The sequence below is a fragment of the Bradyrhizobium sp. USDA 3397 genome, from assembly GCF_054060965.1.
This window is the reverse complement of record NZ_JBSSDS010000001.1, coordinates 6,461,607-6,483,707: the sequence shown is the minus strand read 5'-3', so window position 1 is coordinate 6,483,707 and position 22,101 is coordinate 6,461,607. Positions and strand designations below refer to the sequence as shown.

Annotated in this window: 23 protein-coding genes; 15 read left to right on the top strand and 8 right to left on the bottom strand. The window is 62.4% G+C overall.

What is annotated here, in order from left to right:
• Window positions 1–117 precede the first annotated feature (117 nt).
• Window positions 118–591: a transcription elongation factor GreA gene (greA, locus tag ACVWYQ_RS30060; protein WP_036009537.1), complete on the top strand. Its 474-nt coding sequence runs from the start codon at window positions 118–120 to the stop codon at window positions 589–591.
• Window positions 592–810: 219 nt separating this feature from the next.
• Here the strand turns inward: greA and ACVWYQ_RS30055 are convergent, their stop codons facing one another.
• Complete coding sequence (locus ACVWYQ_RS30055) at window positions 811–1,290, bottom strand: Lrp/AsnC family transcriptional regulator (RefSeq protein WP_271538919.1); 480 nt, start codon at window positions 1,288–1,290, stop codon at window positions 811–813.
• A gap of 266 nt (window positions 1,291–1,556) precedes the next feature.
• Here ACVWYQ_RS30055 and trxB point away from each other — a divergent pair, with 266 nt between their 5' ends.
• The 5 genes from trxB (at window position 1,557) to ACVWYQ_RS30030 (ending at window position 5,525) form a co-directional block, all read left to right on the top strand.
• On the top strand, window positions 1,557–2,522 hold the full coding sequence (gene trxB, locus ACVWYQ_RS30050) for a thioredoxin-disulfide reductase (protein ID WP_036009535.1): 966 nt from the start codon (window positions 1,557–1,559) through the stop codon (window positions 2,520–2,522).
• Between the two features lie 4 nt (window positions 2,523–2,526).
• Window positions 2,527–3,450: a LysR family transcriptional regulator gene (locus ACVWYQ_RS30045; RefSeq protein ID WP_025032176.1), complete on the top strand. Its 924-nt coding sequence runs from the start codon at window positions 2,527–2,529 to the stop codon at window positions 3,448–3,450.
• Between the two features lie 461 nt (window positions 3,451–3,911).
• Window positions 3,912–4,820 carry a 4-hydroxy-tetrahydrodipicolinate synthase family protein gene (locus tag ACVWYQ_RS30040; protein WP_404653721.1) on the top strand — a complete coding sequence of 303 codons (909 nt, stop codon included), beginning with the start codon at window positions 3,912–3,914 and terminating at the stop codon, window positions 4,818–4,820.
• A gap of 281 nt (window positions 4,821–5,101) precedes the next feature.
• Window positions 5,102–5,251: a hypothetical protein gene (locus ACVWYQ_RS30035; RefSeq protein WP_167361666.1), complete on the top strand. Its 150-nt coding sequence runs from the start codon at window positions 5,102–5,104 to the stop codon at window positions 5,249–5,251.
• A gap of 145 nt (window positions 5,252–5,396) precedes the next feature.
• Complete coding sequence (locus tag ACVWYQ_RS30030) at window positions 5,397–5,525, top strand: hypothetical protein (RefSeq protein ID WP_260345777.1); 129 nt, start codon at window positions 5,397–5,399, stop codon at window positions 5,523–5,525.
• A gap of 70 nt (window positions 5,526–5,595) precedes the next feature.
• Here the strand turns inward: ACVWYQ_RS30030 and ACVWYQ_RS30025 are convergent, their stop codons facing one another.
• Window positions 5,596–6,273 (bottom strand): ParA family protein, encoded by a 678-nt coding sequence (locus ACVWYQ_RS30025; RefSeq protein ID WP_025032179.1) that lies wholly within the window; start codon window positions 6,271–6,273, stop codon window positions 5,596–5,598.
• Between the two features lie 478 nt (window positions 6,274–6,751).
• Window positions 6,752–7,102, bottom strand: a complete 351-nt coding sequence (locus tag ACVWYQ_RS30020; protein WP_036009533.1) for a hypothetical protein — start codon at window positions 7,100–7,102, stop codon at window positions 6,752–6,754.
• Window positions 7,103–7,559: 457 nt separating this feature from the next.
• Between ACVWYQ_RS30020 and ACVWYQ_RS30015 the strand changes: the two genes are divergently transcribed.
• The 3 genes from ACVWYQ_RS30015 to ACVWYQ_RS30005 are packed head-to-tail and all read left to right on the top strand — an operon-like array spanning window position 7,560 to window position 10,603.
• A complete protein-coding gene (locus ACVWYQ_RS30015; protein ID WP_456726651.1) occupies window positions 7,560–8,726 on the top strand; it encodes a CaiB/BaiF CoA transferase family protein in 1,167 nt (388 codons plus the stop codon).
• Window positions 8,727–8,728: 2 nt separating this feature from the next.
• On the top strand, window positions 8,729–9,652 hold the full coding sequence (locus tag ACVWYQ_RS30010) for an HpcH/HpaI aldolase/citrate lyase family protein (RefSeq protein WP_404653726.1): 924 nt from the start codon (window positions 8,729–8,731) through the stop codon (window positions 9,650–9,652).
• A gap of 6 nt (window positions 9,653–9,658) precedes the next feature.
• Window positions 9,659–10,603 carry an AEC family transporter gene (locus ACVWYQ_RS30005; RefSeq protein WP_456726650.1) on the top strand — a complete coding sequence of 315 codons (945 nt, stop codon included), beginning with the start codon at window positions 9,659–9,661 and terminating at the stop codon, window positions 10,601–10,603.
• Between the two features lie 25 nt (window positions 10,604–10,628).
• On the opposite strand, the gene tenA is transcribed toward ACVWYQ_RS30005, so the two are convergent.
• On the bottom strand, window positions 10,629–11,303 hold the full coding sequence (gene tenA / locus ACVWYQ_RS30000) for a thiaminase II (protein WP_456726649.1): 675 nt from the start codon (window positions 11,301–11,303) through the stop codon (window positions 10,629–10,631).
• 145 nt (window positions 11,304–11,448) lie between these two features.
• Here tenA and ACVWYQ_RS29995 point away from each other — a divergent pair, with 145 nt between their 5' ends.
• Window positions 11,449–11,748, top strand: a complete 300-nt coding sequence (locus ACVWYQ_RS29995; RefSeq protein ID WP_275502508.1) for an AEC family transporter — start codon at window positions 11,449–11,451, stop codon at window positions 11,746–11,748.
• Window positions 11,749–12,083: 335 nt separating this feature from the next.
• Window positions 12,084–12,497: a nuclear transport factor 2 family protein gene (locus tag ACVWYQ_RS29990; RefSeq protein WP_456726648.1), complete on the top strand. Its 414-nt coding sequence runs from the start codon at window positions 12,084–12,086 to the stop codon at window positions 12,495–12,497.
• Window positions 12,498–12,662: 165 nt separating this feature from the next.
• Here ACVWYQ_RS29990 and ACVWYQ_RS29985 read toward each other — a convergent pair whose 3' ends face one another.
• Entirely contained in the window at window positions 12,663–13,913 is a 1,251-nt protein-coding gene (locus tag ACVWYQ_RS29985) for a vanadium-dependent haloperoxidase (protein ID WP_456726647.1), read from the bottom strand.
• A gap of 188 nt (window positions 13,914–14,101) precedes the next feature.
• Between ACVWYQ_RS29985 and ACVWYQ_RS29980 the strand changes: the two genes are divergently transcribed.
• Together ACVWYQ_RS29980 and ACVWYQ_RS29975 are read left to right on the top strand one after the other, a co-directional pair.
• Complete coding sequence (locus ACVWYQ_RS29980; RefSeq protein ID WP_404543915.1) at window positions 14,102–14,518, top strand: AEC family transporter; 417 nt, start codon at window positions 14,102–14,104, stop codon at window positions 14,516–14,518.
• A gap of 518 nt (window positions 14,519–15,036) precedes the next feature.
• Complete coding sequence (locus tag ACVWYQ_RS29975) at window positions 15,037–15,441, top strand: nuclear transport factor 2 family protein (protein ID WP_404543917.1); 405 nt, start codon at window positions 15,037–15,039, stop codon at window positions 15,439–15,441.
• Window positions 15,442–15,473: 32 nt separating this feature from the next.
• Here the strand turns inward: ACVWYQ_RS29975 and ACVWYQ_RS29970 are convergent, their stop codons facing one another.
• From ACVWYQ_RS29970 to parS, 3 genes are all read right to left on the bottom strand, one after another.
• Window positions 15,474–15,971: a DinB family protein gene (locus tag ACVWYQ_RS29970; RefSeq protein ID WP_271538939.1), complete on the bottom strand. Its 498-nt coding sequence runs from the start codon at window positions 15,969–15,971 to the stop codon at window positions 15,474–15,476.
• Window positions 15,972–16,052: 81 nt separating this feature from the next.
• Window positions 16,053–16,529 (bottom strand): RES family NAD+ phosphorylase, encoded by a 477-nt coding sequence (locus ACVWYQ_RS29965; RefSeq protein WP_271538941.1) that lies wholly within the window; start codon window positions 16,527–16,529, stop codon window positions 16,053–16,055.
• A 9-nt stretch (window positions 16,530–16,538) separates the two neighbouring features.
• Entirely contained in the window at window positions 16,539–17,003 is a 465-nt protein-coding gene (gene parS, locus ACVWYQ_RS29960; RefSeq protein ID WP_271538943.1) for a type II RES/Xre toxin-antitoxin system antitoxin, read from the bottom strand.
• Window positions 17,004–17,680: 677 nt separating this feature from the next.
• Between parS and ACVWYQ_RS29955 the strand changes: the two genes are divergently transcribed.
• Window positions 17,681–19,042: a tyrosine-type recombinase/integrase gene (locus tag ACVWYQ_RS29955; protein ID WP_249757681.1), complete on the top strand. Its 1,362-nt coding sequence runs from the start codon at window positions 17,681–17,683 to the stop codon at window positions 19,040–19,042.
• 700 nt (window positions 19,043–19,742) lie between these two features.
• The gene (citF, locus tag ACVWYQ_RS29950) at window positions 19,743–21,335 is read left to right on the top strand and encodes a citrate lyase subunit alpha (RefSeq protein ID WP_456726646.1); all 1,593 of its coding nucleotides are present in this window, start codon (window positions 19,743–19,745) and stop codon (window positions 21,333–21,335) included.
• Window positions 21,336–22,101: the final 766 nt, after the last annotated feature.

Sequence of the window (22,101 nt, the reverse complement as noted above, 5' to 3'; positions counted from 1 at the left end):
TAAAGCCCATATCTGTCAAGGTCCGGCAGCCCCTCTTTGGGCTCTGGAGGACTGACGAATCAAGGTTGCGGCGCCCATCCGCATTCTGGGGCGCACGATCGAAGGACGAGAGAGACGATGGAAAAGGTTCCGATGACCCAGGCCGGCTTTGTCGCGCTCGGGGAAGAATTGAAGCAGCGCCAGTCCGTGGACCGTCCGCGGATCATCGAGCATATCGCCGAGGCGCGCTCGCACGGAGACCTGTCGGAGAACGCGGAATATCATGCCGCGAAGGAAGAGCAGTCGCACAATGAGGGCCGCATCGCCGAGCTCGAGGACAAGCTCGCGCGCGCCGACATCATCGACATCTCCAAGCTCTCCGGCGATACCATCAAGTTCGGCGCCACCGTGACGCTGGTCGATGAGGACACCGAGAAGAAGACGGTGTGGCAGATCGTCGGCGAGGTCGAGGCGGACGCCAAGAAGGGCCGGATCTCGATCACCTCGCCGCTCGCACGCGCATTGATCGGCAAGAAGAAGGGCGCCACGGTCGAGGTCAACACGCCGGGCGGCGCCAAGGCGTACGAGATCACCAAGGTGGAGTGGCGGTAAGGACTTGCCGCTGCGTCTGCTGACGTTTCGAAAAGGCCGCGCAGTGCGCGGCCTTTTTGTTTCTGCGTCTGGTGTCCCGGACGCGCTGCAACGCCCTTAGCGTTGCTGCGCAGAGCCGGGACCCAGAAGGCAGCACGGCACGCGGTGAGAGGGGCCCCGGTTCTGCAGCGGACCACTGAAGAAGCGCTGCGCTGCGTCCGGGGCACGAGTTCGCGCGACCTACCGCCGTCCCTTCACCTCGAGCGGCACGGCCGCCTCGTACTTCGAATTGTGCAGCACCAATGACGTGCGCACGTTGCGGACATGCGGCGCCGCGGTGAGGTGCGTGACGAAATCCTGGAAGGTCGCCATGTCGGGGGCGACGCATTTCAGGATGAAATCGACCTCGCCGGACAGCATCCAGCATTCCCGCACCAGGGGCTCGGCGCGGACGAACTCCTCGAACGCGCGCAAATCTCCTTCGGCCTGGCTGGACAGGTGCACGGCGGCGAAAACGGTGACGTCGAAGCCCAGCTTGCGTGCGTCCAGGAGGCCGCGATAGCCGTGGATGTAACCCTCCTCCTCCAGCGCCCGGACGCGGCGCAGACAGGGCGGCGGCGAGATGCCGACGCGCTTGGCCAGCTCGACATTGGTGATTCGACCGTCGGCCTGAATCTCGGTGAGAATTTTCAGGTCGATCTCGTCTAGGTTCCGCGACACGTGATTGGAACTCCTGGCCTTTGCGGCGGTATTGGGTGATTTGTCGAAATCCTCATAGCCCAATCCGCACCGCCGGCGCAATTTTATTGCGCGTGCAGCGCAATCGACTTTTGTTCCCTGTTGGAAAAATCCGCCGATAGGGAATGCAATTCTTGCATGGCTCGCCAGATTGCTTAGATTAGCTCTGATATTTCAGCGCCTCCGCTAGGCCTCCCGGCACATTCCGCGCCCGCGCTGCAAATCCCCCGTGAAAGGCGTCCATCGAAATGTCCGCTCCTGTTCATGCAAAGGTCGTCATCATCGGCTCCGGCCCGGCTGGCTACACCGCCGCGATCTACGCCGCGCGCGCGATGCTTGAGCCGATCCTGATCCAGGGCATCCAGCCCGGCGGCCAGCTCACCATCACAACCGACGTCGAGAACTATCCAGGCTTCGCCGACGTGATCCAGGGCCCCTGGCTGATGGAGCAGATGGAGAAGCAGGCGGTCCATGTCGGCACCAAGATCGTCTCCGACCTGGTGACCAAGCTGGAGACGGCCCAGCGGCCGTTCCGCCTCACCTGCGACAGCGGCGACGTCTATCTCGCCGAGACCGTGATCCTGGCCACCGGCGCGCAGGCGCGCTGGCTCGGGCTGCCGTCGGAAGCCAAGTTCCAGGGCGGCGGCGTGTCGGCCTGCGCCACCTGCGACGGCTTCTTCTACCGTGGCAAGGAGGTGATCGTGGTCGGCGGCGGTAACACCGCGGTCGAGGAAGCACTGTACCTCACCAACCATGCCTCGCAGGTCACGATCGTGCATCGTCGCGATCATTTCCGGGCCGAGCGTATCCTGCAGGAGCGCCTGTTCAAGCATCCGAAGATCAAGGTGATCTGGGACGCCGCGGTCGACGAGATCTGCGGCACCGAGAACCCCAATAAGGTCACCCATGTCCGGCTCAAGAACGTCAAGACCGGCGCGCTGACGGACGTCAAGGCCGACGGCATCTTCATCGCCATCGGGCATGCGCCGGCGACCGAGCTTGTCAAGGATCAGGTCAAGCTGAAACCCTCCGGCTATATCGAGGTCGCTCCGAACTCGACCGCGACCTCGGTGCCCGGCCTGTTCGCCGCCGGCGACGTCGCCGACGAAACCTATCGCCAGGCCGTGACGGCCGCCGGCCTCGGCTGCATGGCCGCACTCGAAGCCGAACGTTTCTTGGCCCTTCGCGCCAGCGAGCGCGCGGCAGCGGAATAGAATCATGCCCCGAACACGCGACGGATTTACGGATATGGACTGGGACAAGCTGAAGGTGTTTCACGCCGCGGCGGAAGCGGGCAGCTTCACGCATGCGGGCGAGCAGCTCGGCCTGTCGCAATCGGCGGTGTCGCGCCAGGTCTCGGCGCTGGAGCAGGAGCTCTCGGTCTCGCTGTTCCACCGCCACGCCCGCGGGCTGATCCTCACCGAGCAGGGCGACCTGTTGTTCCGCACCGCGCATGACGTGTTCATGCAGCTGCAGGCGGCGCGCGCCAAGCTGACCGACAGCCGCGAGCGGCCGAGCGGCGATCTCAAGATCACCACCACGCCCGGCGTCGGCATCAACTGGCTGATCCCGCGGCTCGGCGAGTTCACCGCGCTCTATCCGGAGATCCGCATCTCGCTGATCGTCACCGACGAGGAGCTCGATCTGTCGATGCGCGAGGCTGACGTCGCGATCCGCACCCGCAAGCCGACGCAGCCGGATCTCATCCAGCGCAAGCTGTTCGCGATGGGCTTCCACGCCTATTGCTCGCCGGAATACATCAAGCGCTTCGGCACGCCGCGCACGCTGGAGGAGCTCGACTCCCACCGCATCATCACGCTCTCGGACGGCAACTTCGCGCCGCACCTGCAGAACCGCAACTGGCTGATCGAAGCCGGGCGCAACGGCTCGGGTCCGCGCGAGGCCTATTTCAAGGTCAACAACATCCTCGGTCTCGTGCGCGCCTGCGCGCAGGGCCTCGGCATTGCCGCCCTGCCCGATTACCTCGTCGAGGAGCAGAGCAAGCTCGTGCAGCTGTTCGGCGAGTCGGATTCGATCCAGCTCGACACCTACTTCGTCTATCCCGAGGAGTTGAAGACGGTCGCGCGCGTACAGGTGTTCCGTGACTTCGTGGTGAGCAAGGCGCAACGCTGGCCGTCCTGATTTCCGCATGACTGACATGCGGCCTCGGCTGTTGCTGCAAGGCACTCGGCAAGCTCATAATGTTTGCACGCTGAGCCTTCGCGTTGCGCATTTGTCCCCCTCCTCCAGTGGCGCGGGAGTTCAGTAATCCCTCTTGGAAGGTGATTGTGTCGGCCTCACGTGGCCAATACCTAAGCCGGGCCCTCGGGTCCGGCTTTTTTTCGTCAAAATATTGCTTCGCCCTGCGCGTGTATTGACAGTTCCACGCCTACCCCGCATCATTGGCCTATGATCACGAAGTCGTGCGCAATCTCGTTCGAGGCCATCGTCTCGAAAAAAGGGCCCCATCCCGGGGCCTCGGATTTTTGCGCGCGCTAGCCGACTTCGTCATCGCTGCAAATCTTCGAAAACCCCGCCGCCTGGACGGGGTTTTTTCATGTGCCCTCCGTCTCAGGCATTTTTCCCGAGAAGGAGATGGAAACATGACCGGACTACGAGATCACTTGCACGGGCTGTGGTTGCCGCTGGTGACGCCGTTCCAGGACGGCGCGCTGGACGAGAGGTCGCTGCGGCGGCTGACCCGGCACTATTGCGCGCACGGCATCGACGGCCTCATCCTGGGCGCGACCTCCGGTGAAGGCATGACGCTGCGCGCAGCCGAGCTCGAACGTCTCGTCGCCGTGGTGCGGGAGGAGATGGCGGCCGCCGGCCGCAACCTGCCGATCTGCCTCGGACTGTCGGGCGCGGACACCTCGCGTCTGCAGGAGCGCCTCGACGAGACCGCGGACTGGCCGATCGACGGTTACCTGATCGCCAGCCCCTATTATGTGCGGCCGTCGCAGCGTGGCCTGCTGGCGCATTTCGAGGCGCTCGCCGACCACGCCGCATGGCCGATCGCGCTCTACAACATTCCCTATCGCTGCGCCGTCCACATCACCAACCAGACCATGCTGCGCCTTGCCGAGCACAAGAACATCGTCGGCCTGAAGGATTGCGGCGCGAGCCGGGAGCAATCGATCGCGCTCTTGCGCGACCGGCCGAAGGGCTTTCGCGTGCTCACCGGCGAGGACGCCAATTATTTCGAGGCGCTCGGTGACGGCGCTGACGGCGGCATCGTGCTCTCAGCCCATGTCGAGACCGCGACCTTCGCGGCAATTTATAGCGAGCACAAGCGCGGCAACCACGATGCGGCGCAGGCGCGCTGGGACGAGGTCGCCGAGCTGACGCGGCTGTTGTTCGCCGAGCCGAGCCCCGCGCCGGCGAAGTATTGGCTGTGGCGGTCCGGCCTGATCGACAGCCCGGAGGTGCGCCTGCCGATGGTGGAAGTGAGCAGCGAGCTCGCGGCAACGATCGATCGCGAGATCGAGCGACGGATGACGATCGCGGCGTAGTGCTTCTTTCGCCTCTCCCCGCTTGCGGGGAGAGGCCGGAATTTGCGCCTGCGCAAATTCCGGGTGAGGGGGAGCCTCTGCGAGTCCAGCCGCCAAAGCATTTGCGGAGACAGCCCCTCACCCCACCCTCTCCCCGTAAGAACGGGGAGAGGGTGCGAGAGAGCGCGGCGCGTGGTTAACCGCGCCCCAACGGCCTTCGCAGCTGCCGCAATCCGTATCCACGTCTCGTTTACGTGAGTGCGCCTATCGTTCTGTCCAAAGTTACCGAAGGGGAAATGACCATGGGGTATCGCACCCGGCCAACGGCCGCGAGCCAGTTCGCGCCCGCCGATCTCTTGAAGGGAATTCTCGTCGTCTCGTCGTTCGGGTTCTGGGCCGTGATGCTCGGCCTGATGCCGGTGCTGCTGTTTCGCGTGTGGCTGGTCGGCTGAAGCTGCGCGCGGGATGGTTAATCCGTGGTAGCACCTGTGTTCGAAATGCACGGGCAGATGCGATCCGGATCTTAAAACATCGCTGCTATCACCGACGCCCATAAGCGAAGAAATCGCGGGGGCGTTTGTGAATAGTCAGAATGAAATGGCGTCGCATTTCGACGCCGAACAGCAGGGCTTCAGCACCGAGGACATTCTCTGGGCCGTCGGCATCTGGTCGGTGATCCTGACCCTGTCGCCGGTCATCGTGTTCTACATGCTGATGGTGGCGTGAGCGAAAGCAGAAACGCAAAACGCGCGGACATTCCCGCGCGTTTTTCGCCGTTCGGAATGACCAATGAAAATTAAGCTGCCTGCTTGTGCATTGCGCCGGAGGCCGACGCGGTGCCGCGGATAGCCTTCACCGAACGCTCGATCGCCGCCCAGAGCCTGGCGATTTCCTGAGCCGCACGGCTCTCGGCCTGATACTCGCGCGCGCCTTCGCCGTGGCTGAGCGCCATCAGCAGATCCGAACGATTGGTGATCTGGCCGCCCCACACCGGAGCGCGGAATTTCGCTAGGGCTTCGCGGGCGATGGTGACGATCGGGCTTTCGGCTTCGTCGCGCTTGGCCGGGGCGCCGTTGAGCACGACCGCGTAGGGCTTGCGCGCGGCGCGACACATCTGGATGGTTTCCTGCACGGCGTTGACGTCGAACACGCCGGGACGCGCCGGGATGACCACCATGGTGGCATTCTTGATCGCGTCGTCGACGACGGCCGACAGGTTCGGCGGCGTGTCGATCAACACCCATTCATAACCGTCGCGCTTGGCTGCGGAGACGATGCCGCTGACGGAGTTGACGGCAGCCTTGATCGGGGGCTCGTTGGTGCCGCGGAGCTTGTGCCACAGCGTCAGGGAGCCCTGCGGATCGGCGTCAACCAGCATGACCTGCTTGCTCGCCTTGATCTGCGCGGCGAGATGCGCGGCGAGGGTACTCTTGCCCGAACCGCCTTTACGTGATGCAAAAACAATGACGTTCATACCTTCCGCCTCCAGATTGACCCCAGGCCGCGAAAATGAATCAGTGCGCTGATTCGTGAAAGAAAAATTTGTCGGGAGCTGCGCGACAGCCACGAAATAACAAGACGTGTTGGCTTTTGAGTCACACTGCTTCGCAGGACGGAGACACGGGCCGCATCGAAATGCCGCTCGTGCGCGCGTCTGTGCGCTTTTTGAGCAACGCGCGGGATAAAGTGGAATGCAACCTTGCCGCGCAAATCTGCCCGCGCATCTTTTCAGGCGGCCCCGTCGATCGACGCAACCCCGCGCGTCGTGCGAACAAAACGAGTCCGCTGGCTGCCCGCGAAGCCGATGTCAGGGCCGGAACGAGGAAGGCGCGCGGTTGCGCGCCTTCGGCGGAGTTTCAAACCGGGAACGCGCTGCCGGGCGCTCAGCCTTGGTCGCTGGGCGCTCAGCCTTTTTGGTCGCTGGGCGCTCAGCCTTTTTGGTCGCTGGGCGCTCAGCCTTGGCTGGATTTCTTCTTCGGCGCCGGCTTGGCGGTCTTCTTCGCAGCCTTGGGCGCGATCTGGGTCGGCTTGCCGGCGCGCTGCTCGCGCGGCGCCGGTCCGCGGCGGAAGAACACCGCGCATTGCGGCGAGAGCTGCGCCTTCTTCTTGATCATGCAGGCGGTGATGGCGTCGACGTTCGGGACGAACTCGCCGCACAGCCGCATCGCATCCGGCGTGCAGGCCTGCTGCTCCTCCTGGGTGTAGGCGAAGCCGGCGCGCGGCAGCGCCAGGATGGCCAGGGCAAGCGCGAGGCTTGCAACGGCCAAGGGCTTTGCAAAGGACTTGAAGCGAAACGCCGGCATCGATCCCCCCACATCACGAGTCAGCGCGAATAGTGGGTGAATGGCGGTTCGTTGGCAACCGAGGGCAAGTGCGAAAGCCGGCACGTGTGCGCTCTCGGCAACAGGGTGGGGTGGGCCCCATCTCCACCTTGTCATCCCCGCGAAGGCGGGGATCCAGTGTTCCAGAGACGCTCAACGTTCCCGAGAGGCCGCGGCGTACTGGATCCCCCGCCTGCGCGGGGGATGACAGCTGTGGGCGGGAGAGTCTGGCCCTCCAAAACAAAAGTGCGAAAACAACCCCATGCACAGTAGCCAAGTCATTGCAAACGCTCACGTCGCCGAATTTTAGGATTTTTCGAAGCCAGATTTGACTTGTCGGGCAAAACAGGGGCATCATGTCACCCTCAAAAAGATGCGCGTGGGGTGGCCGGCCTGTCTCCTGCGCTGGTCGAAAAGCGCACACGAGGAGGACAATCACATGACGGGAAATGAAGCGGAGCTGCCGCTGTCGGATGTGACGGTGGTTTCGCTGGAGCAGGCGATCGCGGCGCCGCTGGCGAGCCGGCACCTCGCCGATTGGGGCGCGCGGGTGATCAAGATCGAGCGGCCGGGCAGCGGCGATTTCTGCCGCGACTACGATCATGTCATGAACGGCATGTCGAGCCAGTTCGTCTGGACCAACCGCTCCAAGGAAAGCCTCGCCATCGACATCAAGAGCCCCGAGGGGCGCAAGGTGCTCGACGCCATGCTGCCGCGGGCGGATGTATTCATCCAGAACCTCGCGCCCGGCGCGGCGGAGCGGCTCGGCCTCGATGCGGCTTCGCTGCTGCGCAGGTTTCCGCGCCTCATCGCTTGCGATGTCTCGGGCTATGGCTCTGGCGGGCCCTACAGCGACAAGAAGGCCTATGATCTCCTGGTGCAGTGCGAGGCCGGCGTGCTCGCCATCAACGGCACCGAGGCCGAGCCGGCCAAGGTCGGGCTATCAGTCGTCGATATCGCCACCGGCATGTACATCCTGAACGGCGTGCTGATGGCGCTGTACGCCCGCGAGCGGACGGGCAAGGGCACGGCGTTCCAGGCCTCGCTGTTCGATTCCATCACGGACTGGATGAGCTATCCGGCGTTCTACACTGAGAGCACGGGCCGGCCGCTGCCGCGCACCGGCGCCAAGCATGCGACGATCGCGCCTTACGGCCCGTTCCGCGTCGGCGACGGCAACACGATCTTCTTCGGCATCCAGAACGATCGGGAATGGCGCTCGCTGTGCCGGATCGTGCTTGATGATGCCGACTTTGCCGACGACCCGCGCTTCCGCACCAATCCGCTGCGCATGCAGAACCGCGACGAGCTGCAAGCGCATATCGAGCGGCGCTTTGCAGCCATGACCAGCGCGGAGGTGTTGCGCCTGCTGGACGAAGCCGCGATTGCCAACGCGCACCTGAACTCGGTCGAGGCCTTCCTCCAGCATGAGCAGCTGCATGCCCGCGCGCGGGTGAGAAGCGTGGGATCGCCGTGCGGTCCGGTGATGAGCTTCCTGCCCGCGCTCACCATTCCCGGCGTGACGCCGCGCATGGACCCGGTGCCTGATGTCGGCGAGCACAACGCGTCGATCCTCGGCGAACTCGGCCTCAGCAAGGAGGCGTGACAATGGTCTCGCTCCGGCCGACGCGGGCCTATCTCGCCGTTCCCGCGCATCGCGCCCGTCTCGTCGCCAAGGCTGCGGCATCATTGGCGGACGCGGTGTTCATGGACCTCGAGGACGCCGTGCCGCCCGCCGAGAAGGGCGTTGCGCTGGCGGAGGCCGCCCGCGCGCTATCCTCGCTCGACTGGGGCAGCAAGCATGTCGCGGTCAGGCTCAATGCCGTCGACAGCCCATTCATCGCAGAGGAGATCCGCGCTCTGGCGGCCCTGCCCCGGCTGGATGCTGTGATCGTGCCGAAGGCGGAGCGGGTGAGCGACATCGTCGCCATGGCCGATCAGCTGCGCGCAGCCGCGTCCGATCGCGCCGCGCCTGTTACGCTCGAGCTGCTGATCGAGACGGCGCTTGGCCTCGTCAATGTCGACGCCCTCGCCGCGTGCCACGACAGCGTGGCCGCGCTGCATCTCGGTGTCGGCGACCTCGCGGCCTCGCTCGGCGCCCGCACCTCCGACATCGGCATCTCGCCGGATGGCTATCGCCACGTCGGCTCAGCGCAAAGCGGCTACGCCACAGCGCCGCTCGACCTGTTCGCCTATCCCATGATGCGCCTGCTGGTCGCCGCCCGCGCGCACGGCCTGCGAGCGATCGATGGCCCCTGCGGCGCGTTCCGCGATGCTGGGCTGACCGAGGCCAGCGCGCAAAAGGCCGCCGCGATGGGCTTTGACGGCAAGCAGGTGATCCACCCCGACCAGATCGAGCCGACGCTGCGCGCGTTTACGCCCTCGGACGGGGAGCTGGCCCAGGCGCGGCGGGTGGTCGAGGCGATGGAGCAAGCCGAAGCGCAAGGCCAGGGCGCGGTGACGCTGGACGGCAAGATGATCGACTATGCCAATGTGCGGATGGCGCGGAGGATCATTGGGCTGGGGTCGTAGAGGCGCATGGCCACCTTGCTGATCGTCGCGCCGGTGTTTGCGCTGATCGCGGCCGGCTATGCCGCTGTGCTGTTTCGCTTCGTCTCGGAGGGCGCTCACAAGGGCATCAGCGAGTTCGCCTTCAGCATCGCGATCCCTGCCCTCCTCTTCCGCACCATCGTCGTCTCGGAATTCCCCGACGTCAGCCCCTGGCGAATGTGGGGCGCCTATTACGGCGCGCTGGCGCTGACCTGGATCGCGGCGCTCATGATCTCCGCACTCCTGCGCGGGCGGCGCGGCAGCAGCGAGGACGGCGTCGTGTTCGCGATCGGCTCGGTCTACGGCAACATCGTGATGCTCGGCATTCCCCTCGTGCTCTCCGCGCTCGGCAACGAGGCGGCGGGACCCATGGCGCTGATTCTGTCGGTGAACACGCCGCTGCTCTGGCTCTGCGGCATCCTGCAGATGGAGCTGGTCAGCCGCAAGCAGACGGGCTCACCGTTCGCGATCATCTGGCCCGTGATCGCCGACCTAGCACGCAACCCGTTGATGCTGGCGATCGGCTTCGGCGTGGTCTGGCGCCTTGCCGGACTCGGCCTCACCCCCGTCGTCGACAAGACGATCGAGCTGCTGGCGCAGGCGGGCTCGCCGGCGGCGCTGATCGCGCTCGGCATCAACCTGTTCCGCTTCGAGGTGAAGGGCGAGAAGCTGAGCATCCTGGTGATGTGCGCGCTCAAGCTGCTCTCCATGCCGGCCGCGGCGTTCGTGCTGGCCAGACTGCTCGACCTGCCACCCATCGCCGCCGGCGTCGTCGTGCTGTTCGCGGCGATGCCGACCGGCGCGAACGCCTACATCTTCGCGGTGCAGTATCAGCGCCTGGTAAACCCGGTGTCGGGCGCGGTGGCGCTCGGCACCCTGCTGGCGGCGGTGACGTCGCCGGTGGTGGTGTGGGTGGTGGCGGGAGGCAAGTAGGGCGGCCCGTCGATTGCCGACACCGCTATGCACCAGCCTGGCCGGCGCGCCAGGCCATCTCCCAGAAGTCTGCCTCCAGGCGGGTGGCTTCCTTGAAGATCGCAATCAGCTCGGCCTCGCGGGCCGGCGTGGCGTAGCGATCGGCGAGATGCTCCATATGCGCCTGCGCCCTGGCAGCGACCTCCTGGTAGGGCGCGCCGGCATATTCGTCGATCCAGACGCGATAGGCGTTCGTCGCAGCATCCGCACCGGGCCGCGAGGCGAGCCGCGTTGCGATCTCCGCGTACCCGATCACGCAAGGAGCAAGCGCGACCTTGAGCGCCAGCAGATCGCCGCGCATTCCCGCATCTAACACATAGCGCGTATAGGCCAGCATCTCGGCCGCCGGAGGGGCTTCTTCAAGGTCGCTCGGGGACAGGCCCCATTCGGCACAGAGCTTCACATGCAGGTTCATCTCGACATCGAGGATGGCCGACAGGCCGGCCGTGGCTTCACGCATGTCGGCAAGCCTGGGCGACTTGTAGACCGCGAGCGCGTAGGCGCGAGCAAACTCGATGAGGAACAAATAGTCCTGAACGAGGTAGTGACGAAACGCCGCTTCGGGGAGCGAGCCGTCCGCCAATCCGTTCGTGAAGGGATGCTCCGTATAGGCCCGCCACTCAGTGGACGCGGCCGTCTTGAGACGCTCGAAAAAACTCACGATCTTTTCCGCCTGCTTGCTTGTCCATCAAACGTCATTGGCTCGCTACCGATAGCGCATTGCGAATGGAGGAGCTACGGTGGCCGCGGACAAAGCCGGCTTTGAGCAACGTTGCGGATGCCCCCCTTCGAGCCGCACTGATCGCTTGGCATCAACCGGCCCCGCTTTCGAGGTGAAGGGCGAGAAGCTGAGCATCCTGGTGATGTGCGCGCTGAAGCTGGCGGCGATGCCGGCAGCCGCGTTCGGGCTGGCCAAGCTGCTCGACCTGCCGCCGGTGGCTGCCGGGGTCATCGTGCTGCTCGCGGTGATGCCGACCAGGGCGAATGCGTACATTTTTGCCGTGCAGTATCAGCGGCTGGTGAACCCGGTCTCGGGCGCAGTGGCACTGGGGACGCTGCTGGCGGCGGCGACGTTGCCGGTGGTGGTGTGGGTGGTGGCGAGCTAGGGGTCGGAAGCTTGGCGGGCGACGCCGCACGGCTTCGCGCCGAATTGCCAATCAGCGCAGGCCGAAGAACGAGAGCACCGCAGCAATCACGACGATCAGCCCGATGATATAGATGATACCGTTCATAGCTAAGCTCCCTCAGCGTTGTCTGTCCTGCCGCAGCTACAAACACCTGGGGCTATGAAAAGGTTCGCCGGTGCTGGCCACCGTTTTCTTCCACAATCGGGGAACGAAGACGAACCGTCCTGCTTCGTCGCGCTGGAGCCGCGCGATCTTTTTGCCTTTGCACGCAAAGGTCGCTAGGCTGCCCCGATACATATTGCAGGGAGGGGCACATGGCGAACCGCGAAGACATGCTCGCATTGATCAGGGCCGGCTACGCCGCGCGCGACGGCGGCGACACTGATAGTCTGGTGACGGCCTTTCATCCCGAGGGCGCATTCACCCTGATGGGTGACAAGAGCGCGCTCGAATTGACAGGACGCATGCAGGGCCACCCGACCCTGCGCGAAGCTTTCCATCAATTCACCGAAGGCTTCGGCTTCGAAGGCCGCGAGATCCTCGCCGAACTGGTCGACGGCGACCGCGTCGCCGTCCACTCCCGCGTCACCGTGCGATACCACCCGACCGGCAAAGCGGTCAGCACCGAGATCGTGGACCTGTTCACATTTCAGGACGGCAAAATCGCGGAGCTGGTCGAGTTTGCGGATACGGCGCAGATCAAGGCGATGATCTCTGACGGACGATGAGGTTCGATTTGCTTCAGAGCGGGCAGCAAGCCGCCATATAGGTGGGCAGAGCACTGGCGGCCCTGCCCACCATGTTCGAACGTCGCCTTGTCCTGCTATCTCAAGCCTGCTCCCTTCAAGCGCTTCCCCACTTCTGTGTGGTTCGCAATTTACCTGCACGTCGGCCTACTGCTTCGGTTCAGCTCGCGCTTCCAGCCCGCGAAGCTGTGTCCCGACAACCAAGTCACCGATCTTACGGCCCATTTCCTTTCCGACCTCCGTCGAGAAACGGTAATGGAAGCCGGCATAGATGCGGGCATTGGCGACCTCATCGCTATAATCCTGGAGCTTGATCCATTTGCGAGTCACCCCTGGCGCAGTGGGGCTGGTCATCGTTAGCTCTCCGACCTCGTCGCCCGCGATGGACTGGAGAACCGTGGAAACCGCCGCCGATACGATACAGTGGGCACAGGGGTATTCGGGATGCATCGGCGTTTCGCCCAGCGGCAACCAGGACGGTTCGCGTGGCGTCTTCGGATTGTGCGTGATGTCCGCGTTGCGTATGGCCGTCATTGGCCGCCAAAAATTGTAGTGATACTTCGCATCAAGGACGGCAAGGATTGCGTCGTTCCCCGCGATCTCGGCGAGGGCGAAGAGACGAGCGCAGTCCACGACGTCCATATTCTTGGCCAATGCGACTTGCCGGACGATTGGATTGAAGCTGGGAGGCCCGACCAGAAACCAGGCTCGCCCGATCGCGGTCTGCTCTGCCGTTCGGGTGGTGCTGTTGCGAGCGCCGAGCTCCCGAATTTCGTTGACGTCTCTGGTCCAGGTCTCGGAATCGAGCGCCGGTGGTGGCGCTGGACGGAATTGTGAGACCGATGTCATGACCCAAGGGGTCATTCTTCCAGCCGTCGTGCCGATCGGCACCACGGTCGGCACATAGGCCCCCGGGGCTGTATAGGGACGATAAGTCTCCTGAACGTCACTGCCGTCATTCCTGCGCAACGCTATCACGCCGGAAGCGGCCATCGTTCCAAGCTCGATTCCATTCGCCTTTCCCTCCGTGTCCGGAATGCCGGAAAGCGATGCATGGAGGGCGGTATCAAGGGCAGATTTCTGGTCCGGATAGATCGTCAGAAGAATGTTGTAGGCCGCAGCAGCCGCCGCCGCTTCCTTGGACGTGGAGCGGTCTGACACCAGATCCAGCTTGTATGGAGTGTATCGCCTGTCGATCGCGTTGACGGCCTCGAACATGGCAACGTGCAGCATCGACATCGTCCGGGCCTGTGGCACAGGCAGGACCTTCTTTTCAGCGGCAATCGCATCTGCTTTCGCATTCCAGTCCATGATGACATCGGCACGCGCAGTGCCGATGCAGACTGCAAGAGTGACGACGATCAGAAATGGAGATTTCGTTGCAAGAAACGTCTTCATCTTCATGCTCCTCGTTGTTTCAACAGAGAGCGACATCTTGTACGGACGAGCCGCGCAAGAACGTGGAAGTGCAGAACGATCTTAAGAGTGCAGCAACCCGGCTGCTGTGAAACAGTTTACACCCGTCGTCGCTTTCCTCGAAAAGACTTTGAGGCGCGCCCAAAGAGTAAGATCGACTGGCTTACCTGATGCACGACCTGCAATCTCGGCAGTCTTCCGAACAATCATTACATCCTTTGCGCATCGGGCTCGCCGACGGCGCTGATCAAGCTCGGCATCTATTCGTTTCGCGAGAGATGAAGAGCGAGCGGCCGAGCATTTTGGTGATGTGTGCCGCTCCGGCTTGCGGCAATGCCGGCTACGTTCGTGCTGGGAAGATTGCTCGACCTGCCGCCGGCGTCATCGTGCTGTTCGCGGCGATGCCGACAGGGGCGAATGTGTACATTCTTGCTGTGCAGTATCAGCGGCTGGTGAACCCTGTCTCGGGCGCAGTGGCGCTGGGGACGCTGCGGCGACGCTGCCGGTGGTGGTGTGGGTGCTGGCGGGAGGGAGAGAGCTGCGCACCGACAGAAATTCAGCTGCCGGGTTTACGCTGCTCGGCATGACCAATCGAAGGCGGGCAATTTGACTTGAGGCTAGGCAGCCCAGTCCAAGATCGCGTCGATGAAGGTCCGAGCCTGGCGGATCGCGTCGAGCCTCGTCGCACAGACACCGACCGACACTGTTCGGCCCTTTCCGACAGTCCACTTCTAACCAGCCGGGTAGCTCATTTGAACAATCGAGAAGCTTACGCCGCGATGTTCCACGGAGAACCTCCGCTAACATGTTGCCGTGTCTGAGAAAGGCTACTCCAAATGGCCAATTTGTCCAGCCGAGCCAAGTCCCAATTCGCTCGCACGGCTTGGATATAAGCGTTCGGGAGAGCGTCGCCCGTTGTGGAGCTTCGTGCACTTTCACCGAAATACCGGCTGGTGACCCCGTCTCTGGTGGTCCTAGGGGCGGCGATGACGCTGCCGGTGGCGGTGCGGATGGTGGCGGGTGGAAGGTCGTGCAGCACAGTTCAATCATTTTGCCTTTGCACGCAAAGGTCGCTAGGCTCCGCTGATACGTCAGGGAGGGTAACATGGCACAACGCGAAGAGATGCTTGCAACCGTCAGGCGCGCTTACGCTGCACGCGACAACGATGACGCTGAGGGTTTGGTATCAGAGTTTGATCCCAAGGGTCTGTTCACCTTGATGGGCGACAAGAATGCGCTCGAATTGACGGGAAGCGTGGAGGGACACCCGAACCTGCGTGGTGCCTTCAGCAAATTGATCGAAGACTTCGGCTTCGAAGGCCGCGAGATCCTGGCTGAGCTGGTCGACGGCGACCGTGTCGCCATCCATTCCCGCGTCGACGTTCGATACCGTCCAACCGGCCAGGTTTCCAGCACCGAGATTCTGGACCTATTCAGGCTTCAAGACGGCAAGATCGTTGAGCTGATCGAGTTTGCGGATACGGCGCAGGTAAAGGCGATGATCTCCTGACACGCGATGAGATGGATCGAAGCGTCCTCGCGCTACGCCAGAAGATGAATGTCAGTCGGCTCCGGGTCTGCACCCGCGGCCGTCAACATCGCGTGGACCTGACCTCGATGGTGGGTCTGGTGATTGAAGAGTTGAATAGCAACGAGCGTCTTTGGCTTCTCGATTCGAGTTGAGCCGTCCCCGGGATACCAAACAAGCATCCCGTTCAGGTCCGCGTCGCGCAATCGCGCTGACCACGCTTCGATTTCCTCGTTCCGTTGCAAGCGGAGCGCCTTGAAGGCATCCCAATCCGAAGGACTTGTGAGGGAATGCTTGATCGTTTCCTCTGGACGCGCGTTTCCCTTCAGCCGCTCCAGAATCAGGGCATCAGCCCAATAGAGATGGTTCAACGTCGCTGCGATCGACCGGAAGAACGCCCCTCGATCCTTCCAGCGATCCTCGTGGGTCAGCCCGTCGGCGGTCGTTACCAAAGAGGCGTTCTGCCAAGTGTTGTAGCGGGCCATAAGGCGGCAATAGTCGGCTGAGATCATTTTCTCGAGCTCCAAGATTGGCGATGTTGGCTGATCTCGGGATGTTTGCCCAGACGTGCGCAAAGCAGGAAACCATCAACCTCAGACTTTGCCCGTTCGCAGCCCAAACAGCCGCTCGTCGTGAGGATAGCGCCCGACATGAGACACGCGGATGCGCGCCGCATCCACGTGTCTCGGATTGAGGAGATAGTTCTGCGCAAACGGTACGATGACCGACGGCACCGACACCACGGCCGTGCGCATCTCGTCGAACCACGGCCTCAACACATCGCGTGTCACCCTGGGATCCCCGGCCCAATTCGGCGATACTCTCTCAATATCGCCCAAGCTCACCTTTTCGACAGCCAGGTTATCAGGCACGTCAATACGAAGCAGTTGGTAGCTGGTCGGCAAGTCCTCCACATCGATTTCCAGATGCACCATCACTTCGAGTAGCGCCGAAGCCGGATGATCCGCGGCGTAGACAACGTGCCGGCCGCGATCGTGCCAGCGGCCGTCGGCCTTCAGGCCGCCAATACCGGAAAGATCATCGAAATTAGAGATCCGCCAGATCCGCACGCCGAATCCTCAAGCGAGGATGCCGTGGTCGATCCGATGCAACATCTCCTCGACCACGCGCGCGCCCGCTTCCGTCGCGAGATAGGCAAGTGGCGTCTCCCCGCCGAGTGCCTTCTTCGGCTTGCGCAGCCAGCGGTGCGCCTTTGCGACCTCGCCAAACACGTTTGCGGCGAGCCGGTCGACCCGCGCGAGCCGAACGGCCTTGTCGGTCTCCTCGACCGTCAACGGCTCGCCGTCCGACAGCCGCCGCGCGAGCGTGCGCTTGGGCACGACGAGCGCGTGGATTTCGTCATCGCTGTAATTGGCAAGGCGTTTGAGCGCAGCGGGCTCGATGCGGAAGAGGCTGTTGGCATCGATGACGACGTCGAACAGCTCGGCCGAGGAGTGCGCTTCATCCGCGGTTCTGGCGAGCCCGAGCGACGGCGCATCGGTGATTGTCGAGAGCCCCGTGACCGCATCGAAATGCCCTCGCACGACAACGGCGCCGGGTTGCGGTTGATAGGTCGGGTCCGGCTCGGCCGCGGAGAGGCGTTCAGGCTGTGCCGACTTGCGAGACTTGTAAGGAGATTTACTAGACCCCCTCTTATGGTCAGGCCGCTGAGTAAGGGCCGACACTGCAATCGCCTTGATCTGCTTGCTAGTCAGGGAGCCGGGGGCGCGAACGCCTCGCGAAGAAACTCGAGCGACGCCTTTGCCACTGCGCTCGTTCTTACCCATGGTTTCTGCCTCGGCAAGCCCTGTGCCAAATGCCTTAAGAACTCGGCCAATTGGCATCTAAGCACAGGCAGCGATGGATTCAAGCCTCGTCGCAGTTGGGCTCAGCCCCACAATCCCACCGGCGATCGCCAAGTCGCGCGGTCAGCAATGCTCCCCGCCCACACTGTGGACAGTCTAACAATGCGTCGAAACTCAGCGATCGGAGAAATGCTGCATCGCGCGCCAATCATTGCGATCATTGGTACAGTTGGGTGGGCTCGAACCACCGACCTCCTGTTCCACAGACACCGCCAGGGCTCCGCCGGGACCACGCTGGCCCCGCCTTTCATACGAAAATCGCAACATTATCAATGTATAAGCTCGCCGCTCCCCGCCTTATCTGCGCTGCAATTGGCGCTACGGTGGTAGCTACGTGGTAGCTACAGGGGTAACGGATGGCCGTTTCCAGTATAACGATCCGCGCAGTGCAAGCACTCAAGCCGGGCGAGACTATTTGGGATTCAGACCACCGCGAAGCGGTGCGGGGATTTGGCGTTCGGCGTCAACGCGACCAAGCGACTTACGTCCTCAAGTACCGAGTGTTCGGTCGGCAGCGCTTCTTCACCATCGGCCCTCACGGTGCCCCCTGGACACCAGAGCTTGCACGCAAGGAAGCCAAGCGGCTTTTGGGCCTGGTTGCCAATGGCAAAGACCCGGCGGACGAGAAGGCCAAGGCGCGCCTGCAGGCCGCCGATACACTCCGAGCAGTCGCGGATCAATATCTCCCGAGCGCCAAACTAAGGCTGAAGCCCCGGAGCTATTCGGAAATAGAACGTTACCTGTTGGTCAGTTGGAAACCCCTGCATCCCGTCTCAGTTTTCCAGATCACCCGCCGCCATATCTCGGCTCGTATCGCTGATCTCGCATCAGTTCATGGAGCGGTCTCAGCAGCCCGAGCCCGTACAGCCCTGTCCTCAATGTTCAACTGGGCAATACGGGAGGGTCTCGACATTGCTTCGAACCCGGTTCTCGGCACTAACCGACCCGCGCAGCCGGGAGGTCGCGCACGGGTCCTTAAGGAGAGCGAGCTATCAGCTATCTGGCAGGCCTGTGGCGATGACGATTATGGACGCATTGTGCGTTTGTTGCTGCTCACAGCCCAACGCCGTGATGAAGTCGGGAGCATGCAGTGGGCCGAACTTGACACTATTTCGGGACTCTGGACGCTCCCAAGCGGCCGGACCAAAAACCATCGCGAGCACTCGGTGCCATTGGTTCCCGCCGCCTTAGCTCTACTTCCGCACCGCCGTAACGACCGAGACTTCCTTTTTGGTGACGGACCCCGACGCAGTGGTGATCCGCATCGTGGTTTCTCGGGCTGGTCCAAGTCTAAGACAGCACTTGATGCACGGATCACGGAAGCCCTGGGCGAACCCCTGCCCCATTGGACAGTTCACGATCTTCGGAGATCGGCGTCCACGGTGATGGCCGACCAGCTTGGCGTATTGCCGCACATCGTGGAGGCGATCCTAAACCACGTCAGCGGCCATCGGGCTGGCGTTGCCGGGGTGTACAATCGTGCTCGGTATGCGGCCGAGATGCGCGAGGCGCTCGAACGCTGGGCAGAAAACCTTAAGACCCTCCCACATCGAAATCTCAAAGCAAGTCATCTTCACGTGGCGACCAGCCAGGATGGTCCGCCGACGGCAGCAAGGATCGAGCCGCCCCGCCGAGAGCCCTATCAGCAGGACAGGGCGAGTGAGGGTCTCCGCCCTTCTGACAGTGAGGCCATAAGGCAGTCCCGGTTCGACTCCTAGAAAGGAACCGGCTAGGCCCTCGGAGGATATGGAAGGTTCAGATCGAGGACACGCAACACCCGATTGTTGCGATTGGTAGAACAGGAAATTCCCAGGCTCGCTGCATAATTGACTATAACCGGCGATTCTGCGTCCCAAAGCCCTCTAAGCCGTTGATTTAGAATGTAATCCCTCGCTACGTTTCGCTACGTAGGTTTACTCGGGCTGCTTCGCGAGCGCTATCCGAATCTCTCGGCCCCTCCAGGGATGGAATGAGCGCCAATTCGCCACGACTTCGTAAAGCGCGGTAGGTGCCGTGAAGCGGTCGATCACCAGGAGATCAATTTGGGTTGTCGTCCAGCGCGGTCGCGAGTCCCTCGTTAGTAGCCTTGATCGGGCGAGATTACCCTGATCTTCTGGCCCTAGAAGTCCTTAACGGACTTGAGCTCCCTGCCTGTATTGCCGGGACCATCCGCCCCTTGGCCTCGCAGCTCGACAGAGCCCCTGCATACTGCGTCGCTCATCTTGCAAGCGCGTTGCTAGGCGAGCAGCGAGCTGCCGCCATTGGAATTTGCTCTAGCTCTTGAAACGATTTCGCTATTTCTCCGCACCATCACATATGGCAATTGACCTCCTGATCTTGGCACGCGGGTATTAGTCCTCGTTCTCAAGCCAAACGACGCTGCATGGCAGACCTCCGACTGATTGAGGAAAGTTGCAGATGCCGGACATCCTTGGACGAGGGTTACCCAGCTCCATAGAAGGCTACGGCAACGTGAACCCCTTCGCTGGGGCATTGGAGGTGCCGGGGCTCATATCGCGCGCCGCGACCATGCTCCGCAGCGCCACGCGCGGAGTTCCCAAGACACTGCCAAGCATTAGGGCGGCGCTCGACGCATGTGAACTTCGAGATGGTGCGACCATTTCATTCCACCACCATCTCCGCAATGGCGATCGCGTCCTGAATCTGGTGCTGTCAGAGGTTGCTGCGAAGGGTCTGAAAGACATCACGGTAGCGGCAAGCGCGCTGTTTCCCGTCCATGCTCCTCTGGTCCAGCACATACATCGCGGGGTTGTCACTCGACTGGCGGCGAGCACCATCTACGGACCACTTGCCGATGCGGTTTCGAGGGGCGTACTGGCCAAGCCCGTACTGATGTTTACGCACGGGGGCCGTGCGCGCTGCATCGAGTCCGGTGAACTTCACATCGACGTCGCCTTCGTTGCAGCGCCGACCGCCGACAAGTGCGGGAATCTCAACGGCGTCCAGGGCAGGGCCTCCTGCGGTCCGCTTGGCTACGCAATTTCTGACGTTCAGTACGCGGACCGTGTCGTCGCGATCACAGACAATCTGGTCGAATATCCGACAACGCCTATAGAGATTTCACAAGACAGCGTCGACTTCGTCGTCTCCATCGATTCCATCGGCGACCCGGAGCACATCGTCTCGGGAACCACGCGCCTGACGACAAATCCCATTGGTTTGCAGATTGCCGAAACGGCAGCCAAGATAATCGACGCATCGGGATTGTTGAACGAGGGCTTCTCGTTTCAGACCGGTGCCGGCGGCGTGTCGCTAGCCGCAGCGGCTTACCTTCGAGACATCATGATCCGACGCAAGGTGCAAGGCAGTTTCGCTTCCGGAGGTATCACTGGCGGGATCGTCCAAATGTTCGACGAGGGGTTGTTTCGTGCGTTGCTCGATGTTCAGGCCTTCGATCTCGAAGCCGTGGCATCCTACCGCCGCAGCCCGGCTCATCACGGTATGTCAGCTTCAATGTATGCCAATCCGCACAATCGCGGATGTGTCGTGAACGAGTTGGACGCAGTCATCCTTGGGGCCGCCGAAGTCGATCTCGCGTTCAATGTCAACGTAACAACCGGAAATGAAGGCATGATCCTCGGAGGATCAGGAGGTCATGCGGACACCGCCGCTGGGGCCAAGCTCACCGTGATCACCACGCAACTGACGGCTGGCAACCTGCCTAAGATAGTGGATCGCGTCAAAACGTTGACCACACCGGGGGAAACCGTCGACGTCGTCATCACGGAATCCGGTGTCGCGGTCAATCCTCAGCGTACCGATCTGCTCGATCGTCTGAAATGCGCAAACATACCTCTGGTCTCAATCGAGCGACTGAAGGAGGACGCAATACGGAAGGCAGGGCCGGTGCAGGCGCGTGCCGTCGAAAACAATAGGATCGTCGCCGTGGTCGAATACAGAGATGGCACCGTCATTGACGTTGTTAGAGCCGTATCGACGATGTCGACGGCAAAGACCTGGAGAGGGGATGAAAGCCCAGACCGCGGCTAGGCCGGATTTTTGGCCAAGCATTTTCTGTCGCCCAGCATTAGCGCTTCCTCGAGGAGAAGATCAATAATGACCGCGTTCATTAGCGACGATGATACATTAGCAGCGTCGCGGACGCTCTCCAGTACATTTCCTACTACCATCCGCCAGACTACATTCGTCACCTGAACTACGCCTATGAAACCGAAAAGAGCCCGGCGGCCAAGGACGTCGATGTCAATGGCAATTCGATCCACGAAATCGGCCCGGCGAGGTGGCGCAGATTTCGATCCAAGATGTAAATTGAGGTCCTCGTTTCTCGAACATGGAAGCGGGCACCGCAGGGCACACGCAAACCGCGATGATGCGCGACCCGTAACCCCGCGTCCGGCGCTGCCCTATTGGCGCTTTCCGCAAGCACTTGATCATTCGGCCATCAGTCACTCGAGCGAGCGTTTGGTTCATATCCAGCCGCAGCTGGGTGAAGGGACCAGTGTCCCGCGGCATCTGCCTGAGCTGACGGCGCGCTCCGAAAGGAATCGTCATCCATCGGCTCGATTCTCCTTCACAGCCCTGCGCACCCCTTTCACGAGGACGTATTGCAAAGCGCAATGGCAACGAGAACGATTTGCTAATTGGTCTGGAGCCGTTGGGCTGCCATCTTCACGACGTTTCTCCCGCGCATCCTCCTGGGTGCCACTGACTTGAGCCCGGCACAGTCGCGCTGGGCTTCTTTATTGCTCTTGTACCCGGCCAATTTACTCGCGCCGACCTCACTTGCTCGGGCGCG

Bases quoted from the DNA above. Each gene is read 5' to 3' on its own strand.
- greA (WP_036009537.1), top strand. From the start codon at position 118: ATGGAAAAGGTTCCGATGACCCAGGCCGGCTTTGTCGCGCTCGGGGAA.
- trxB (WP_036009535.1), top strand. From the start codon at position 1,557: ATGTCCGCTCCTGTTCATGCAAAGGTCGTCATCATCGGCTCCGGCCCG.
- ACVWYQ_RS30045 (WP_025032176.1), top strand. From the start codon at position 2,527: ATGCCCCGAACACGCGACGGATTTACGGATATGGACTGGGACAAGCTG.
- ACVWYQ_RS30040 (WP_404653721.1), top strand. From the start codon at position 3,912: ATGACCGGACTACGAGATCACTTGCACGGGCTGTGGTTGCCGCTGGTG.
- ACVWYQ_RS30035 (WP_167361666.1), top strand. From the start codon at position 5,102: ATGGGGTATCGCACCCGGCCAACGGCCGCGAGCCAGTTCGCGCCCGCC.
- ACVWYQ_RS30030 (WP_260345777.1), top strand. From the start codon at position 5,397: ATGGCGTCGCATTTCGACGCCGAACAGCAGGGCTTCAGCACCGAGGAC.
- ACVWYQ_RS30025 (WP_025032179.1), bottom strand. From the start codon at position 6,273: ATGAACGTCATTGTTTTTGCATCACGTAAAGGCGGTTCGGGCAAGAGT.
- ACVWYQ_RS30020 (WP_036009533.1), bottom strand. From the start codon at position 7,102: ATGCCGGCGTTTCGCTTCAAGTCCTTTGCAAAGCCCTTGGCCGTTGCA.
- ACVWYQ_RS30015 (WP_456726651.1), top strand. From the start codon at position 7,560: ATGACGGGAAATGAAGCGGAGCTGCCGCTGTCGGATGTGACGGTGGTT.
- ACVWYQ_RS30010 (WP_404653726.1), top strand. From the start codon at position 8,729: ATGGTCTCGCTCCGGCCGACGCGGGCCTATCTCGCCGTTCCCGCGCAT.
- ACVWYQ_RS30005 (WP_456726650.1), top strand. From the start codon at position 9,659: ATGGCCACCTTGCTGATCGTCGCGCCGGTGTTTGCGCTGATCGCGGCC.
- ACVWYQ_RS29990 (WP_456726648.1), top strand. From the start codon at position 12,084: ATGGCGAACCGCGAAGACATGCTCGCATTGATCAGGGCCGGCTACGCC.
- ACVWYQ_RS29985 (WP_456726647.1), bottom strand. From the start codon at position 13,913: ATGAAGACGTTTCTTGCAACGAAATCTCCATTTCTGATCGTCGTCACT.
- ACVWYQ_RS29980 (WP_404543915.1), top strand. From the start codon at position 14,102: ATGCACGACCTGCAATCTCGGCAGTCTTCCGAACAATCATTACATCCT.
- ACVWYQ_RS29975 (WP_404543917.1), top strand. From the start codon at position 15,037: ATGGCACAACGCGAAGAGATGCTTGCAACCGTCAGGCGCGCTTACGCT.
- ACVWYQ_RS29970 (WP_271538939.1), bottom strand. From the start codon at position 15,971: ATGATCTCAGCCGACTATTGCCGCCTTATGGCCCGCTACAACACTTGG.
- ACVWYQ_RS29955 (WP_249757681.1), top strand. From the start codon at position 17,681: ATGGCCGTTTCCAGTATAACGATCCGCGCAGTGCAAGCACTCAAGCCG.
- citF (WP_456726646.1), top strand. From the start codon at position 19,743: ATGCCGGACATCCTTGGACGAGGGTTACCCAGCTCCATAGAAGGCTAC.